The organism is Mycolicibacterium brumae (genome assembly GCF_025215495.1).
Classification (GTDB): Bacteria; Actinomycetota; Actinomycetes; order Mycobacteriales; family Mycobacteriaceae; genus Mycobacterium; species Mycobacterium brumae.
On sequence record NZ_CP104302.1, the window covers coordinates 874,436 to 890,110 of the forward strand.

At 69.3% G+C, this 15,675-nt stretch carries 15 protein-coding genes; 9 read left to right on the forward strand and 6 right to left on the reverse strand.

The genetic code is table 11. From position 1 onward, the window contains the following. The first annotated feature begins 44 nt into the window (after window positions 1–44). Both htrA and tatB read left to right on the forward strand, forming a co-directional pair. A complete protein-coding gene (gene htrA / locus L2Z93_RS04540; protein WP_090589330.1) occupies window positions 45–1,574 on the forward strand; it encodes a serine protease HtrA in 1,530 nt (509 codons plus the stop codon). Window position 1,575: 1 nt separating this feature from the next. Then, window positions 1,576–2,016, forward strand: a complete 441-nt coding sequence (gene tatB, locus L2Z93_RS04545; RefSeq protein WP_090589331.1) for a Sec-independent protein translocase protein TatB — start codon at window positions 1,576–1,578, stop codon at window positions 2,014–2,016. A 15-nt stretch (window positions 2,017–2,031) separates the two neighbouring features. Here tatB and L2Z93_RS04550 read toward each other — a convergent pair whose 3' ends face one another. The 4 genes from L2Z93_RS04550 to L2Z93_RS04565 all read right to left on the reverse strand — a co-directional run bounded on the left by L2Z93_RS04550 (window position 2,032) and on the right by L2Z93_RS04565 (window position 7,196). Then, window positions 2,032–3,171 (reverse strand): Mrp/NBP35 family ATP-binding protein, encoded by a 1,140-nt coding sequence (locus tag L2Z93_RS04550; protein WP_090589332.1) that lies wholly within the window; start codon window positions 3,169–3,171, stop codon window positions 2,032–2,034. Between the two features lie 45 nt (window positions 3,172–3,216). Then, window positions 3,217–4,914, reverse strand: coding sequence for a lytic transglycosylase domain-containing protein (locus L2Z93_RS19285; protein WP_264000683.1), 1,698 nt, complete (start codon window positions 4,912–4,914; stop codon window positions 3,217–3,219). Between the two features lie 426 nt (window positions 4,915–5,340). Then, entirely contained in the window at window positions 5,341–5,925 is a 585-nt protein-coding gene (locus L2Z93_RS04560) for a DUF1003 domain-containing protein (RefSeq protein WP_234786033.1), read from the reverse strand. Next, window positions 5,922–7,196 (reverse strand): magnesium transporter MgtE N-terminal domain-containing protein, encoded by a 1,275-nt coding sequence (locus L2Z93_RS04565; RefSeq protein WP_090586964.1) that lies wholly within the window; start codon window positions 7,194–7,196, stop codon window positions 5,922–5,924. The genes L2Z93_RS04560 and L2Z93_RS04565 overlap by 4 nt, the downstream gene beginning before the upstream one ends. Window positions 7,197–7,208: 12 nt before the next feature. Between L2Z93_RS04565 and L2Z93_RS04570 the strand changes: the two genes are divergently transcribed. Beyond that, window positions 7,209–8,225: an HpcH/HpaI aldolase/citrate lyase family protein gene (locus L2Z93_RS04570; protein ID WP_090586962.1), complete on the forward strand. Its 1,017-nt coding sequence runs from the start codon at window positions 7,209–7,211 to the stop codon at window positions 8,223–8,225. On the opposite strand, the gene L2Z93_RS04575 is transcribed toward L2Z93_RS04570, so the two are convergent. Continuing rightward, window positions 8,222–8,779: a DUF4190 domain-containing protein gene (locus L2Z93_RS04575; RefSeq protein WP_090586959.1), complete on the reverse strand. Its 558-nt coding sequence runs from the start codon at window positions 8,777–8,779 to the stop codon at window positions 8,222–8,224. The two genes, L2Z93_RS04570 and L2Z93_RS04575, sit on opposite strands and share 4 nt — an antisense overlap. Before the next feature lie 87 nt (window positions 8,780–8,866). Between L2Z93_RS04575 and L2Z93_RS04580 the strand changes: the two genes are divergently transcribed. From L2Z93_RS04580 to L2Z93_RS04605, 6 genes are all read left to right on the forward strand, one after another. Continuing rightward, complete coding sequence (locus L2Z93_RS04580) at window positions 8,867–9,394, forward strand: YflT domain-containing protein (RefSeq protein WP_090586957.1); 528 nt, start codon at window positions 8,867–8,869, stop codon at window positions 9,392–9,394. A 133-nt stretch (window positions 9,395–9,527) separates the two neighbouring features. Beyond that, window positions 9,528–10,928, forward strand: coding sequence for an extracellular solute-binding protein (locus L2Z93_RS04585; protein WP_090586954.1), 1,401 nt, complete (start codon window positions 9,528–9,530; stop codon window positions 10,926–10,928). Next, a complete protein-coding gene (locus tag L2Z93_RS04590; RefSeq protein WP_090586951.1) occupies window positions 10,925–11,830 on the forward strand; it encodes a carbohydrate ABC transporter permease in 906 nt (301 codons plus the stop codon). The genes L2Z93_RS04585 and L2Z93_RS04590 overlap by 4 nt, the downstream gene beginning before the upstream one ends. Next, a complete protein-coding gene (locus L2Z93_RS04595) occupies window positions 11,827–12,666 on the forward strand; it encodes a carbohydrate ABC transporter permease (RefSeq protein ID WP_090586948.1) in 840 nt (279 codons plus the stop codon). The genes L2Z93_RS04590 and L2Z93_RS04595 overlap by 4 nt, the downstream gene beginning before the upstream one ends. Window positions 12,667–12,668: 2 nt before the next feature. Continuing rightward, window positions 12,669–13,841 (forward strand): ABC transporter ATP-binding protein, encoded by a 1,173-nt coding sequence (locus tag L2Z93_RS04600; RefSeq protein ID WP_090586945.1) that lies wholly within the window; start codon window positions 12,669–12,671, stop codon window positions 13,839–13,841. 9 nt (window positions 13,842–13,850) lie between these two features. Then, window positions 13,851–14,438, forward strand: coding sequence for a suppressor of fused domain protein (locus L2Z93_RS04605; RefSeq protein WP_090586942.1), 588 nt, complete (start codon window positions 13,851–13,853; stop codon window positions 14,436–14,438). Between the two features lie 60 nt (window positions 14,439–14,498). Here L2Z93_RS04605 and L2Z93_RS04610 read toward each other — a convergent pair whose 3' ends face one another. Next, complete coding sequence (locus L2Z93_RS04610) at window positions 14,499–15,617, reverse strand: magnesium and cobalt transport protein CorA (RefSeq protein ID WP_090586939.1); 1,119 nt, start codon at window positions 15,615–15,617, stop codon at window positions 14,499–14,501. Between the last annotated feature and the right edge of the window lie 58 nt (window positions 15,618–15,675).

Here is a 15,675-nt window from a genome sequence, read left to right on the forward strand (position 1 = left end):
TCCCTGACCAGCCGCGTCGCAGGTAGCGCAGAACAGGAATCCAGTTGAGTTCGAACCAGGATCATCCCGGCCAGGGTCCCAACGGGCCCCGATTGGCGCCGCGGCCGGTGTCCCGGCCCCCGGTCGACGAGGCGTCCCGCCGCACCTTCGGCCGGCCCCAGGGTGTGCAAGGCCCGTTCATTGCCAAGGACGTCCGGGCGCGCCGGTTCCAGGAGAGCGACGAGTTCCAGCCGACGGACCAGCCGCCGGACCCGGTGCTGGCCCAGGCGTTCGGACGGCCGCACCCGGGCGGGGATTCGCTGCAGCGTCATCCCGTCGACGCCCGCGCCCTGGAAGAGGAGCGTGACAGCGACGCCGAAGAGTTCGCCGACCCCTGGCGCGACCCCGACGCCGCCCCGTCGCTGGGTTCCCCGGCGGTGGCGCAGACCGTCGTGACCACCAGTCCCGCGCCGACCGGAAAGCTCGGGGTGCGCGAGGTGCTGTTCGGCTCCCGGGTGTCCGTCCGGGCGCTCGTCGTGCTGGCGCTGATCGCGTTGGTGATCGGTGTACTCGGCGGTGTGGTCGGCCGCAAGACCGCCGAAACCGTGCAGGCGTTCACCACCTCCAAGGTCACCCTGAAGACCAACGACAACGAGATCACCGACCGCGGGGAGTTCGCGGCGGTGGCCGCCTCGGTCGCCGACTCGGTCGTCACCATCGAGGTGATGAACAAGGAGACCAGCTCCGGCGCCCAGGGCTCCGGCGTCGTGATCGACGGGCTGGGTTACATCGTCACCAACAACCACGTGATCGCCGACGCCGCCACCAACCCGGGGCAGTACAAGATCACCGTCGTCTTCAATGACAAGAAGACCGTGCCCGCCAACCTGGTCGGCCGGGACCCCAAGACCGACCTGGCGGTGCTCAAGGTCGACAACGTCGACAACCTGACTGTGGCCCGACTGGGCAACTCCGACGACCTGGTGGTCGGTGAGGAAGTCATCGCCGCCGGCGCCCCGCTGGGCCTGCGCAGCACCGTGACGCACGGCATCATCAGCGCGCTGAACCGCCCGGTGCCGCTGCCCGGTGACGGTGACACCCCCACCGTCATCAACGCGGTGCAGACCGACGCCTCGATCAACCACGGCAACTCCGGTGGCCCGCTGATCAATATGAACTCCGAGGTGATCGGCATCAACACCGCCGGAAAGTCACTGTCGGACAGCGCCAGCGGCTTGGGCTTCGCGGTGCCGGTCAACCAGGTGAAGTCCATCGCCGAGGAACTGATCCGCGACGGCAAGGCCGCTCACCCCAACCTGGGGCTGAACACCAAGTCGGCCAGCAAGGACCTGGCCGAGGGCGCCATGGTGGTCAACGTGTCCACCACCGGCCCGGGCGCCGCCGCCGGGGTCCAGGAGAACGACGTGGTGGTCAAGCTCGGCGGGCGAACCATCGCCGACGCCGAGGAGTTCATCGTCGCGGAACTGGGCCTGGCGATCGGCGAGCCGACCGAGATCGAAGTGATCCGCGACGGCCGCCCGGTGACCATGGAGATCACCCCGGTATCGGATCTGGAACCGCGACCGGGTAGCTGAGATGTTCGCCAACGTCGGCTGGGGCGAGATGATGCTGCTGGTGCTCATCGGCCTCGTGGTGCTCGGCCCGGAGCGGCTGCCGGGCGCCATCCGATGGACCTCCGGCGCGCTGCGCCAAGCCCGCGACTACCTGAACAACGCCACCACCCAGATCCGGCAGGACCTCGGACCGGAGTTCGACGATCTGCGCGAGCCGCTGGGAGAGCTGAACAAACTGCGCGGGATGACACCGCGGGCGGCGATCACCAAGCACCTGCTCGACGGTGACGAATCCGTCCTGAAGGCGTTGACCGAGCCGCTGGACGGGCCGCCGATCGGTTCGGCGGTGCCTGCCGCGCCCGCAGTGCCCACCGCGGCCATGCCGTTGACGCCACCTGCGGACGACGACGGCGACGGACCGGCCAAACCTGCCGCGCCGCGGTTCGACCCCGACGCCACCTGATGTGAGACGTGTGATTCAGAGGTGGCGGGTGGTGTCCAGCCCCAGCGACATGCCGGCCAGCCCGCGCTTCTTGGAGGCCAGCTTGTCGGCGACCCGATTGAGTTCGGCGCCGGCGCCGTCATCGAGCGCGGACAGCGCCAGGGGCACGCCGTCGTCGCCGGCGGCGACCAGCCGCGGATCCAGCGGCACCTGGCCGAGCAAGGGAACGTCGGCGCCGACGGTGCGGGTCAGATTCTCCGCGACCTGCCGGCCACCGCCTTCGCCGAACATCTTCAGCGTCGGGCTGTCGACCATGTTCTCCACCACGCCGGCGATGCGCTGACGGGTCTGGATGGCGATCGCGCCGGCCCGCTCGGCGACCTCGGCGGCGGCCAACTGCGGGGTGGTCACCACGATGATCTCGGCGTTCGGGACCAACTGCGCGATGGAGATCGCCACGTCACCGGTGCCCGGCGGCAGATCCATCAGCAACACATCCAGGTCACCCCAGTACACGTCGGCCAGGAACTGCTGCAGCGCGCGGTGCAGCATCGGGCCGCGCCACACCACAGGGGTGTTGCCCTGGGTGAACTGGGCGATGGAGATGACCTTCACCTCGTGGGCCACCGGCGGCACGATCATCGAATCGACCTGGGTGGGTCGGTCGTTGGTGCCCATCATTCGCGGCACGGAATGCCCGTAGATGTCGGCGTCGAGCAGCCCGACGGACAGTCCGCGGGCGGCCAGCGCGGCCGCCAGATTGACCGTGACGCTGGACTTTCCGACGCCGCCCTTGCCGGAGGCCACCGCGTAGACCCGCGTCAGTGAGCCGGGCTGGGCGAACGGGATCACCGGCTCGGGGGAGTCGCCGCGCAGCTGCTTGCGCAGCTCGGCGCGCTGCTCGTCGTTCATCACGTCCAGGCCGACGGTGACCGCGCCGGTGCCCGGCACGTCGGCGACCGCCTGGGTCACCTTCTCCGAGATCTCGGACTTCTTCGGGCAGGCCGCGGTGGTCAGGTAGATCTCGACGTGGACGCTGGAGTCCGCGCGCACCTCGATGCTCTTGACCATGCCCAGGTCGGTGATGGGTCGCCGCAACTCGGGGTCGATGACCTTGGTCAGCGCCGATCGGATGGCGGCGGTCAGATCATCTTCGGTGCGCGCGGAATCAGACATATTGCGTCCGAGTCTATCTGCGCCCGGATGGACGTCGACGGGCCCTTAGTTGGCGGGGCCGGGCGCGGGCCCGAGGGCCGGCGCGGTGTTCGCCGGCGCCGTGTTCGCCGGGGCGGCCGGAGCTGTGGGCGCCGGGGCGGCGGGTGCGGGGGCAGCAGGCGCGGGAATGGCGGGGGCCGGAGCCGCCGGGGCCGGTGCGGGCGCCGCCGGTGCGAACGGGTTGAACGGGGCCGGCGCCGGGGCGGCGGGCGCGAACGGGTTGAACGGGGCCGGCGGGGCCATCGGATTGATCTGCTCGGCGGCCGGATTCACCGCGGCCGGCGTGGCGACGCTGTTCTCCAGGCAGAAGACCGCGCAACGACCGACGACCGGGGACTCCTCGCCCTCCTGGGCGGGTCCCGGCGGCACCACCATCTGGTTGGCGACGGCGGAATGCTGGTTGGCCAGCGGATCGATGGTCTCGCCATCGTCGTTCATATCGGGGCCGAGGCCGCGGGTGGCCGCTTCGGCCAGGTGCTGATCGGCGGTCCGCGGCGTGATGTTGTGCGTGTCCGCGCCGATGGCGGGCAACTCGCCCGGCTCCACGCCGGTGGCGTAGGCGGCCGACCAGCCCAGCACGTTCTGGGTGTAGGCCATCGAGTTGTTGTAGCGCAGGATCGCGGTGACGACCTGGCTCTGGTCCCGCAGGTTCATCCCGCCGCTGCACAGGTAGCGGGCTGCGGCGAGGGAGGCGTCGTAGACGTTCTGCGGATCGGCGACACCGTCGCTGTTGCCGTCGGAGGCATACCGCGACCAGGTGCCGGGCAGGAACTGCATCGGACCCATGGCGCGGGCGTAGACCACCCGGCCGGAGGTGACGCTCTGCACGATGACCTCGTTGCCGGCCAGCGAACCGTCCAGGGTCGGGCCGTAGATCGGGTTCACCGTGGTGCCGGCGCGGTCGGTCGCTCCGCTGCTGGCGTGCCCCGACTCGATCTTGCCGATACCGGCGAGCAGGTTCCAGCTCACTCCACAGTTCGGGGCGGACTGGGCCATGATCGCTTCGGCGTTGCGGTAGGAGTCCAGCGAGATCGCCGGGATGCGCAGCGATCCGATGGCGGCCATCACCACCGCGGGCGGAGGCGCGGAAATCGCCTTGGTCGCGAAGTTGAACGTCTCCGGAGCCTTGGCCACCGAGACGACGCTCGGTCCGACGGTGAGGTCCGGCGGCGCCGGCATCACCGCGGCCATCGGGCTGATGTCCACGCCGATCGCGGGGGCCTGACCGGGCAGCGGCGGGCCACTGCCCGCCACGGCGGCGGCCAGCATCAGGGGGGTGAGCACCGCGGCGCCGGCCAGCGGGCGCAGGAACCGCTTGGGCTTGCGCTCGTACACACCGGCGTCGACCAGCTCCGGCTCGGTCAGTTCGTCGGTGTCTTCGAGCTGGTCGGTGTCGTCGAGCTCGCCGACGGCTGTGAGTTCGACGGTTTCGTCGGCCTCGGCGTACGCCGGCTCGAGCACCTCGGGCTCGACAGCTTCGATGACGACGGTTTCGTCGGTCTCAGCTTCGGGTTTGATGACTTCATCGTCCTCAACGGTCTCGATGACGGTGGTGTCGTCCACTTCGGCGACGGGCTCCAGAGCTTCCACGGCGGTGGTCTCGTCGGTCTCGGCGTTGCCGGTGTAGGAGGTCACATCCGCGGTGTCGATCGCATCGGGGCCCGACGGGGACGGTGCTGCGCCCTTGCGGCCCCAAATACGCACTCGACTGTCCTCGCGTTCGTGCCGGGCAGAAACCCGGCGTCAAAACCTGTGAACAGCGTCACCTTACCGACTCAGTAGGCAGCTGTCGCCACAATGGTCACATTCCAGTAACGCGCGTCTCACACCGGGTAGCCCTTAAATCAACACCGAGCAGCCGCGGGCGCCCCTCATGAGCTTCCCGCTTGAACGGCGGTTGGCCCGCAGTATGGCTCAGCGGGTTCGTTGCCACTGAGCGGGCACCGACGTCCGGGATTCGCCGTGAGCGTGCACTGAGGTTCGCGTTTCCCCAGGAGGGGGTGAACCTGGCTGCACCCTCGCGCCTGAATCCGAACCTGGCTGTACCTTCGCGCCTGAATCCGAACCCGAGCGCACGCTGGCGCGGCTTCGCTTCCCGAAGCGGAACCAGGATCATTCGCCGAACCGGCGCTAATCCCCTTCGACGGACTCCGCCAGCGGCTGCTCGACCGGCCTGGGCTTCTTGCGGCGCTTCTTGCGGGGCGGCACGTGCGCGACGGGCGCGGTGGACCCGGGATCCGAGGGTGGCGTCAGCGCGTCCAGGCGCTCGTGCAGCTCCTCGAGCTCGCGGCGCAGGTAGTCACGGGTGGCCACCTCGCCGATCGCGACGCGCAACGCGGCGAGTTCGCGGGCCAGGAACTCGGTGTCGGCCTTGGTCTGGGCGGCGCGGCGGCGGTCCTCCTCCAGCGACACCCGGTCCCGGTTCTCCTGCCGGTTCTGGGCCAGCAGGATCAGCGGTGCGGCGTAGGCGGCCTGGGTGGAGAACGCCAGATTCAGCAGGATGAACGGGTACGGATCCCAGCGCAGGCTGACCGCGGCGAGGTTCAGTGTGATCCAGACGATCACGAAGATGGTCTGCCACATCAGGTAGCGGCCGGTGCCCAGGAACCGGGCCACCGATTCGCTGACCCGGCCGACCGCCTCGGTGTCCATGTTGAGCGTCGGCAGCCGGGGTCCGCGCGAAATGCGCGGCTGATCCAGCCTGCGGGGGCTCACGACGCCATCTCGGGGTCGTCGCTGGCGCGCCAGTCGGTCGGGAGTAGGTGGTCGAGTAGATCGTCGACCGACACCGCGCCCAGCAGGTGGCCCTCGGCGTCGATCACCGGCCCGCAGACCAGGTTGTAGGCCGCGAAATAGCGGGTCACCGAGGTCAGTGACTGCCCGGGTGACAGGGTCGGCATCTCGTTGTCGAGCAGACCGCCGACCAGTTCGGCCGGCGGTTCGCGCAGCAGCCGCTGTAGGTGGACACAGCCCAGATAACGTCCGGTCGGGGTGGCCGTGGGGGAGCGGACGACGAACGCCAGCGACGCCAGGGCGGGGGTCAGGTCCGGGTCGCGCACCCGGGCCAGCGCCTCGGCGACGGTGGTGTCGGGGTTCATCGTCACCGGGTTCGTCGTCATCAGACCGCCGGCGGTGTCCGGGGAGTGCGAGAGCAGCCGCCGGACCGGGTCGGAGTCCTCCGGGTCCATCCGGGTCAACAGCTTCTCGGCCAACGTCGGGTTCAGCACGCCGAGCAGGTCGGCGGCGTCGTCGGGGTCCATCTCCTCGAGCACCGCGACGGCGCGGTCGGTCGGCAGGGTCAGCAGCAGTTCGGTCTGCTCGTCCTCGGAAAGCTCCTGCAGGATGTCGGCGAGCCGCTCGTCGTCGAGGGCGTTGATCACCTCCACGCGGCGCTTGGCGGGCAGGTCGCGCACCGCGTCGGCGACCTCGATCGGCTTTCGGCCCTCGAACTGGTGCAGCAGCTGCGCCACGCCCTGGTCCGGCATCGCCAGCCCCGACGGGGTCAGGCCGTGGACGTTCTGCCAGCTCACCACGTGCAGAGAGTTGCGCCGCAGCCGCCGGTAGCTGCGCACCGCCACCCGGTTCACCATCCAGTCCCGGGCCCGGTTCTGCTCCAGGCCCAGATCCACCACGGTGGAGTCGACCGCGGCCAGTTCCGGCAGCTCGGGATCGTCGACCCGCACCCGGGTGTCGAGCACCTGCCCGAGCACCAACACCTCACCGGGCCGCTGGGAGAACCGGGTCAGCGACACCGTCCCGGTGTTGAGCGTGATGGCGTGCGGCTCGATCGCGGTGATCCGCAGAATCGGCACGAAGATCCGGCGTCGGGTGAGCAGCTCGATGACCAGCCCCAGCACCCGCGGTTGCTGGCGGACGATGCTCATGCTGATCACCACGTCACGCACCCGGCCCAGCGACTCACCGTCGGGGCCGAGCACCACCAGGCCGGCGAGTTGCGCCGCGAACACCCTGTTGACCGCCGCCATAGGTCACAGGGTATGAGTGAAACCGTGAACGGCGCGTATCGACCCCACGGAAATGCCGACGACGACCGTTATCTGCGGCCGCGGCGCACCTGCCTGTCGGTTCCGGGCAGCAGCCGCAAGATGATCGACAAGGCCAAGGGGCTGGCCGCCGACGAGATCTTCCTGGACCTCGAGGACGCCGTCGCCGTCGACGCCAAACCGGGCGCGCGGCAGACGGTGGCCGCCGCGCTTACCGAACCGGGCTGGGACGACGTCGGGCTGCTGGGCGTGCGGGTCAACGATTGGACCACCCCGTGGACGTATCTGGACGTCATGGAGGTCATCGACCCGGTGCTCGCCGCCGGCGGCCGGATCGACGTGGTGGTGCTGCCGAAGGTCGCCGAGGTCAGCCACATCCACGCGCTGGATCTGCTGCTGAACCAGCTGGAGGTCCGGCACGGACGGCCGGTCCGGGGCATCGGCGTCGACGCGCAGATCGAGACCGCCGGGGGACTGACCCAACTCGACGCGATCGCCGCGCACCCGCGGGTCGCGGCCCTGGTGCTGGGGCCGGCCGACATGATGGCCAGCCTGAACACCCGGACCCTGGTGGTCGGGGAGCAGCCGGAGGGCTATGACGTCGGCGACGCCTACCACCACGTGCTGATGTCGATCCTGATCGCCGCGCGGGCCCACGGCGTCGCCGCGATCGACGGCCCGTACCTCAAGGTCCGCGACGTCGAGGCGTTCCGCCGGGTGGCCGGCCGGTCGGCGGCGCTGGGCTACGACGGCAAGTGGGTGCTGCACCCGGACCAGATCGCCGCGGGCAACGAGATCTTCAGTCCCCGCCAGGCCGACTACGACCGGGCCGAACTGATTCTGGACGCCTACGCGTGGCACACCTCCCAAGCCGGGGGCGCGCGCGGGGCGGTGATGCTCGGCGACGAGATGCTCGACGAGGCCAGCCGCAAAATGGCGCTGGTGATCGCCGGGAAGGGCCGCGCGGCCGCAATGGCGCGAACCGGAGAGCGGTTCGTCCCGCCGGCCTAGGTCCAGGTGCCGGAGGTGCCGAAACTGGCGGCCATCACGATCGCCCACAGCACGTAGAGCACCCACACGCCGATCCACAGGAAGCCGATGATGGTGCCGGCCAGCGCGAGGCCGTAGCCGTCCTGGCCGGTGCGCTTGGTCTCGTTCATGCCGAGGAAACCCAGGATGATCCCGACGATGGAGGTGATCCCGCAGAACAGGCCGAGCAGTGAGCAGACCAGCGAGGCGATCGCCTTTCCGTTGGTTCCCATCGGGACCCCCGGGGCGCCGTACGGGTCGTAGCCGCCGTAGTAGGGGCTCGGCATGGGCGGCGGGGCGTAGCCCGGCGGGTACGACGGCCCGACCTGACCCTGCGGGTGCGACGGCGGCGCCGCGAACGGCGCCTGCTGCGGGTAGGACGACGGGTTGTACGCCGGCGGGGCGATCTGGGTGGCGTCGCCCGGATAGTCCGTCGCCGGGTACTCCACCGCCGGGTACTCCACCGGCGCGAAACCCTGCGGCGGTTGCGATGCGGGGTCCTGCGGATGGCCGGACGGCGGATGCGGAAACGTCATGGGCGTCATTATCCCCGCCCGGCGCGCCGCGGCGGGTTGCGCGGGTCACTGTGACATTCGGCTGGGTATGCAGGACAATGGGCGGCGATGACCAGTCCTTTTCAATCCGGCTCGCCGATGGGCGCCGCCCCGGGCGGCCCCGGTGGATCCCGCCGCGCCCCGGTGGGGTTGCCGACTCCGCCCCGCGGCTGGCCGATCGGCTCCTATCCCACCTACGCGGAGGCGCAGAAGGCCGTCGACTACCTGTCCGACCAGCAGTTCCCGGTCCAGCAGGTGACCATCGTGGGTGTCGACCTGATGCAGGTCGAGCGGGTGACCGGCCGGCTGACCTGGCCGAAGGTGCTCGGCGGTGGGGTGCTCACCGGCGCCTGGCTGGGTGTGTTCATCGGGTTGGTGCTGGGCATCTTCAGCAACAACCTGGCCGGATCGCTGACCGCCGGCGTGCTCGCCGGAGTGGTGTTCGGCCTGATCACCTCGGCGGTGCCCTACGCGATGGCCCGCGGCACCCGCGATTTCAGTTCGACCATGCAGCTGGTCGCCGGACGCTACGACGTGCTGTGCGACCCGCAGAACGCCGAACGCGCCCGTGACATGCTCGCCCGTCTGAGCATCTAAAGGACGCGCCGGGGCGACCCGAGTGTTGCGCGGCCCACACCAGCCCTCTAGCGTTCTGGCCTGAACAGGCCTGTGAGCGAGTCGGGAGGCGGTGCGACCGTTGGGGACAGCGACGCTGGGACAGCGGTTCGGTGTGCGGGCGCGTCGGCGCGCGGGCGCCTGCGCCTTGGCGGCGGTGACGGTGGCGTCGACGCTCAGCGGCTGCGCGTCCGGCGACGACGGCCTGGTGATCAGCTTCTACACCCCGGCCAGTGAGACCGCGACCTTCACCGCGGTGGCCAACCGCTGCAACGAGGAGTTCGGCGACCGGTTCACGCTGCGCCAGATGGCGCTGCCCAAGGGCGCCGACGACCAGCGCCTGCAACTGGCCCGACGGGTGACCGGCAATGACCACAGCCTGGACATCATGGCCATCGACGTGGTCTGGACCGCCGAGTTCGCGGAGGCCGGTTGGGTGCTGCCGCTGTCCGACGATCCGGCCGGGCTGGCCGAGCAGGACGCCCGGACCGACACCCTGGAGGGTCCGCTGGCCTCGGCGACCTGGAACGACAAGCTGTTCGCCGCGCCGGTCACCACCAACACCCAGTTGCTCTGGTACCGCGCCGACCTGATGGCGGCGCCCCCGGCGACCTGGGACGGGATGCTGACCGAGGCCGGCCGGCTCTACCGGGAGGGCGGCCCCAGCTGGATCGCGGTGCAGGCCAAGCAGTACGAGGGCCTGGTGGTGTGGTTCAACACGCTGCTGACCAGCGCCGGTGGCTCGGTGCTGTCCGAGGACGGCAAGACCGTCACGCTGACCGACACCCCGGAACACCGGGCGGCCACCGTCCGGGCGCTGCAGATCATGAAGGACGTCGCCACGGCGCCGGGCGCGGACCCGTCGATCACCCAGACCGACGAGGGCACCGCCCGGCTGGCGCTGGAGCAGGGCAACGCCGCGCTGGAGGTGAACTGGCCGTTCGTGCTGCCCTCGATGCTGGAGAACGCGATCAAGGGCGGTGTGGACTTCCTGCCGCTGGACGACGACCCCAGCCTGGCCAGCGCCATCAACGAGGTCGGCAGCTTCTCGCCGACCGATGAGCAGTTCGCCTCCGCCTACACCCAGAGCCAGCAGGTGTTCGGGTTCGCGCCGTATCCCGGCGTCGTCGACGGGGAACCCGCCCGGGTCACCCTCGGCGGGCTGAACCTGGCCGTCGCGGCGACCACCCAGCACCGCGCCGAGGCGTTCGAGGCGGTGCGCTGCATCCGCAGCGCGAAGAACCAGTGGCTGACCTCGGTGGAGGGCGGGCTGCCCGCGGTGCGCACGTCGCTGTATGACGATCCGGCGTTCCAGGCCACCTACCCGCAGTACGCGATCATCCGGGACCAGTTGGCGACCGCGGCCATCCGCCCGGCCACCCCGGCCTACCAGGCGCTGTCGATGCGGTTGTCGGCCACTCTCGCGCCGGTGCGCGACATCGATCCGGAGCGCACCGCCGACGAAATCGCCGCCCAGGCGCAGAAGGCGATCGACGGGAAGGGGCTGATCCCATGACCGCGCAGGCGCCGCCGCGCACCGATGACCGCAAGGCCCAGCGTCGGCTGGCCTACTGGCTGATCTCCCCGGCAGTGGCGCTGATGGTGCTGGTCACCGCCTACCCGATCCTGTACGCGGTGTGGCTGAGCCTGCAGAACTACAACCTGGCCATGCCCGACGACCAGCACTTCGTCGGCCTGGGCAACTACGTCACGGTGCTCACCGACGGCTACTGGTGGTCGGCGCTGGGTGTGACGACCGTGATCACCGTGGTGTCGGTGGCCATCGAGCTGGTGCTCGGCCTGGCGCTGGCGCTGGTCATGCACCGCACCATCTTCGGCCGCGGCGCCATCCGCACCGCGATCCTGATCCCGTACGGCATCGTGACCGTCGCGGCGTCCTACAGCTGGTACTACGCCTGGACACCGGGCACCGGGTACCTCGCCAACCTGCTGCCCGACGGGACCGCCCCGCTGACCGAGCAGTGGCCCTCGCTGGCCGTGGTGGTGCTCGCCGAAGTGTGGAAGACCACCCCGTTCATGGCGCTGCTGCTGTTGGCCGGGCTGGCACTGGTGCCCGACGATCTGCTGCGCGCCGCGCAGGTCGACGGCGCCGGCGCCTGGCAGCGGCTGTTCCGGGTGATCCTGCCGCTGATGAAACCGGCGATCCTGGTTGCGCTGCTGTTCCGCACCCTGGACGCGTTCCGGATCTTCGACAACATCTACGTGCTCACCGGCGGGTCCAACGGCACCGCGTCGGTGTCGATCCTGGGGTACGACAACCTGTTCAAGGGCTTCTCGCTGGGCCTCGGGTCGGCGATCAGCGTGCTGGTGTTCCTGTGCGTCGCGCTGATCGCGTTCATTTTCATCAAGCTCTTCGGGGCCGCCGCGCCGGGTGCGGATACCGAGGCCAACCGATGAGCCGCAACGTTGCCCCGGCCCGGGTGGCCGGCTGGTCGATCGTCAACATCCTGGTGCTGATCTACGCGCTGCTGCCGGTGCTGTGGATCCTGTCGCTGTCGCTGAAACCGACCTCGTCGGTCAAGGACGGCAAACTGATCCCGACCTCGATCACCTTCGACAACTACAAGTCGATCTTCGCCGGCGGATCGGGATTCGGGTCGGCGCTGATCAACTCGCTCGGCGTCGGGCTGATCACCACCGTCGTCGCCGTGCTGATCGGCGGGATGGCCGCCTACGCGGTGGCCCGGTTAGAATTCCGTGGCAAGAAACTGCTGATCGGGATGGCACTGCTGATCGCGATGTTCCCGCAGATCTCGCTGGTGACGCCGCTGTTCAACATGTGGCGCCAGATCGGGTTGTTCGACACCTGGCTCGGCCTGATCATCCCCTACATCACCTTCGCGCTGCCGCTGGCGATCTACGTGCTCTCGGCGTTCTTCCGGGAGATCCCGTGGGAGCTGGAGAAGGCCGCCAAGATGGACGGCGCCACCCCGGCGCAGGCGTTCCGCCGGGTGATCGCGCCGCTGGCCGCCCCGGGCATCGTCACCGCCGCGATCCTGGTGTTCATCTTCGCCTGGAACGACCTGCTGCTGGCCCTGTCGCTGACGGCCACGGAGCGGTCCATCACCGCCCCGGTGGCGATCGCGAACTTCACCGGCAGCTCGCAGTTCGAGGAGCCGACCGGGTCCATCGCCGCCGGCGCGATGGTCATCACGGTCCCGATCATCATCTTTGTTCTGATATTCCAGCGGCGGATCGTCGCCGGACTGACCTCCGGCGCGGTGAAAGGGTAGCGATGGCAGAGATTGTGCTCTCGCATGTGACCAAGAGCTATCCCGACGGGGACGGCGTGCGGGAAGTGGTCCGCGACCTGTCGCTGACCATCGCCGACGGCGAGTTCCTGATCCTGGTGGGCCCGTCGGGCTGCGGGAAATCCACCACGCTGAACATGATCGCGGGCCTGGACGACATCAGCTCCGGGGATCTGCTCATCGACGGTGAGCGGGTCAACGAGAAGGCGCCCAAGGATCGCGACATCGCGATGGTGTTCCAGTCGTATGCGCTATACCCGCATATGACCGTTCGGCAGAACATCGCGTTCCCGCTGACGTTGGCCAAGTTGGGCAAGGAGGAGATCGCCGCCAAGGTCGATGACACCGCGCGCATCCTCGGACTGACCGAACTGCTCGACCGCCGCCCCGCCCAGCTTTCCGGTGGCCAGCGGCAGCGGGTGGCGATGGGGCGGGCGATCGTGCGAAACCCCAAGGCGTTCCTGATGGATGAGCCGCTGTCGAATCTGGACGCGAAGTTGCGCGTGCAGATGCGCGGCGAGATCGCGGCGCTGCAGCAGCGCCTCGGCACCACCACCGTCTACGTCACCCATGACCAGACCGAGGCGATGACCCTCGGGGACCGGGTGGTGGTGATGCTCGGTGGCGTCGCCCAGCAGATCGGATCCCCGACCGAACTCTACGAACGGCCGGCCAACCTGTTCGTCGCCGGCTTCATCGGCTCCCCGGCGATGAACTTCTTCCCGGCCAAGCTCACCGAGGTCGGCGTCGAACTGGCCGTCGGTGAGATCACCCTCACCCCGGACCAGATGAAAATCGTTGAGCAGCACCCGACTCCGCGCAATGTGATCGTCGGGATCCGTCCCGAGCACTTCGAGGACGCCGCCCTGATCGACGGGTACCAGCGGATTCAGGCGCTGACGTTCACCGTCGCCGCCGACCGGGTGGAATCCCTCGGCGCGGACAAGTACCTGCACTTCCACACCCCCGGCGCGGGCGCCGCGCGGGCGGCGCAGCTGGCCGAGCTGGAGAACGGCGGCGGCGAGAGTTTCGTCGCGCGACTGTCCGCGGACTCGGCGGCCGTCACCGGCGCGCAGGTCGAATTGGCTTTGGACACCTCGAAACTCGCGGTGTTCGACGCCGACACCGGGGTGAATCTGTCCATCCCGCCGTCATGATGCGCTGACGTGGACGTCCTCGCGCGGGTCAGGGCGCATCTGCGGGCGCACTTCGGGCAGGATCCGGACCAGGCGAGCGTCACGTTCCTGGGTCTGGAGCCCATCGCCATCCAGCGATTCGGTCCCGATCCGGAGAACCTGCTGCACTACGTCTCGGTGGGCTGTTCGAAGTATCCGATGGCCGATCCCGGTGCGGCGGTGGCGGATTCGGTGCGCGGCCCACGCGCCGAAGTGGTGGTCCGATTGCGCGCCGGCGTCCCCACCAGGGGGCTGGCGCGGGCGGTCGCGCTGCTGGCCGCGACCCCGGCCGTCGAAGGGGTGGTGCTGCGCTCCGGCGCGCTGATCGACGTCGGCGCCGCACTATGGGAGTCGCCGCCGGGCTCGGGAGTGTTCAGCGCATTCCTGTTGGGCCCCAGCGATATCGGCGACCTGGAACTGGACCCGCCGGCCGATCCGGTGGTGTTCCTTGCGGCCACCCCGATCACCGCCAACGAGGCGGCCTGGGTGCGGCTCAAGGGCGCCGACGCGCTCGCCGAGGCATGGGCGCAGGACGAGGTGGACCCCACCGATCCGGCGCGGCCGGCCTGGGCGCCGTAGCCGGGTTCGACGAGCGAGGAACGAGCGAGGAAGAGGCCCGGCGCAAAAGCCCCTAGCCAGCTAGAGCCAGTGGTTGTGCCGGAAAATCCGGTGCAGGGTCAGGCACACCAGCAGCATTCCGAGCAGCACCATCGGATACGCCATCGGATGGCTCAGTTCGGGCATGAATTCGAAGTTCATTCCGTAGATGCCGGCGATCATGGTCGGCACCGCGGCGATCGCCACCCACGCGGAGATCTTGCGCATATCGGCGTTCTGCTGCATCCCGACCTTCGCCAGCGCTGCCTGCACCAGGGAGGTCAGCTGCTCGTCGTAGGACGCGATCTGCTCGGCGGCGTGGAGTTGATGGTCCAGCACATCGCGCATGTAGCGCCGAACCTCCTTGGGATAGAGGTCACGGTATTCGTTCTGGAGCTTCTCCAGCGCGTCGGTCAACGGCGTCACCGCCCGACGCAGTTCCACCACCTCCCGTTTGAGCAGGTAGATGGCGGCGATGTCGGTCTTGCTGCCGGGGGAGAAGGTGTCCTCCTCGATCTTGTCGACATCCACCTCCATCAGCGCGGTGACGTCCAGATAGTTGTCGACGACGTGGTCGGCGATGGCGTGCATGACGGCGAACGGGCCGAGCCGGAGCTGATTCTGGTCCTGTTCGAGCTGCCTGCGGATGGCGGCCAGGCCGCTGTGCTCGCCGTGCCGAACGGTCACCACGAAATCGATGCCGACGAACACCATGATCTCGCCGGTTTCGACGATCTCATGGGCCTGCTCGACGGACTGGTGCGGAATGTAGACCACCGTTTTGAGCACCAGGAACATGGTGTTGTCGTACAGCTCCAGCTTGGGTCGCTGGTAGGCGTGCACGGCGTCCTCCACCGCGAGCGCGTGCAGGCCGAAGGCGTCGGCCACCGACTGCATCTGGTGCTCGTCGGGCTCGTGCAGGCCGATCCACACGAACGCCGAGCGCCCCTCGGCGCGCAGCTCGCGCAGTTTGGCCACCCCGGACTCATGGGTGAACCGGCCCGGCAGCCGCTTCCCGTCGACGTAGACCGCGCAATCCACCGTCGCCCGGGCGACGGGAACCGGAACCTTGGACGGGTGGCTCGGCTGATGCCCGAGCATTTCGCGCGCCAGCATTTCGCGCGCCAGTCGTTGCGGGGACATCGGGCGGAACTGGGACATGGTGACGAACCTCCCTCCCACGGCGCCGCAGGTGTTGAGCCGAACAGCGCAGATGCTA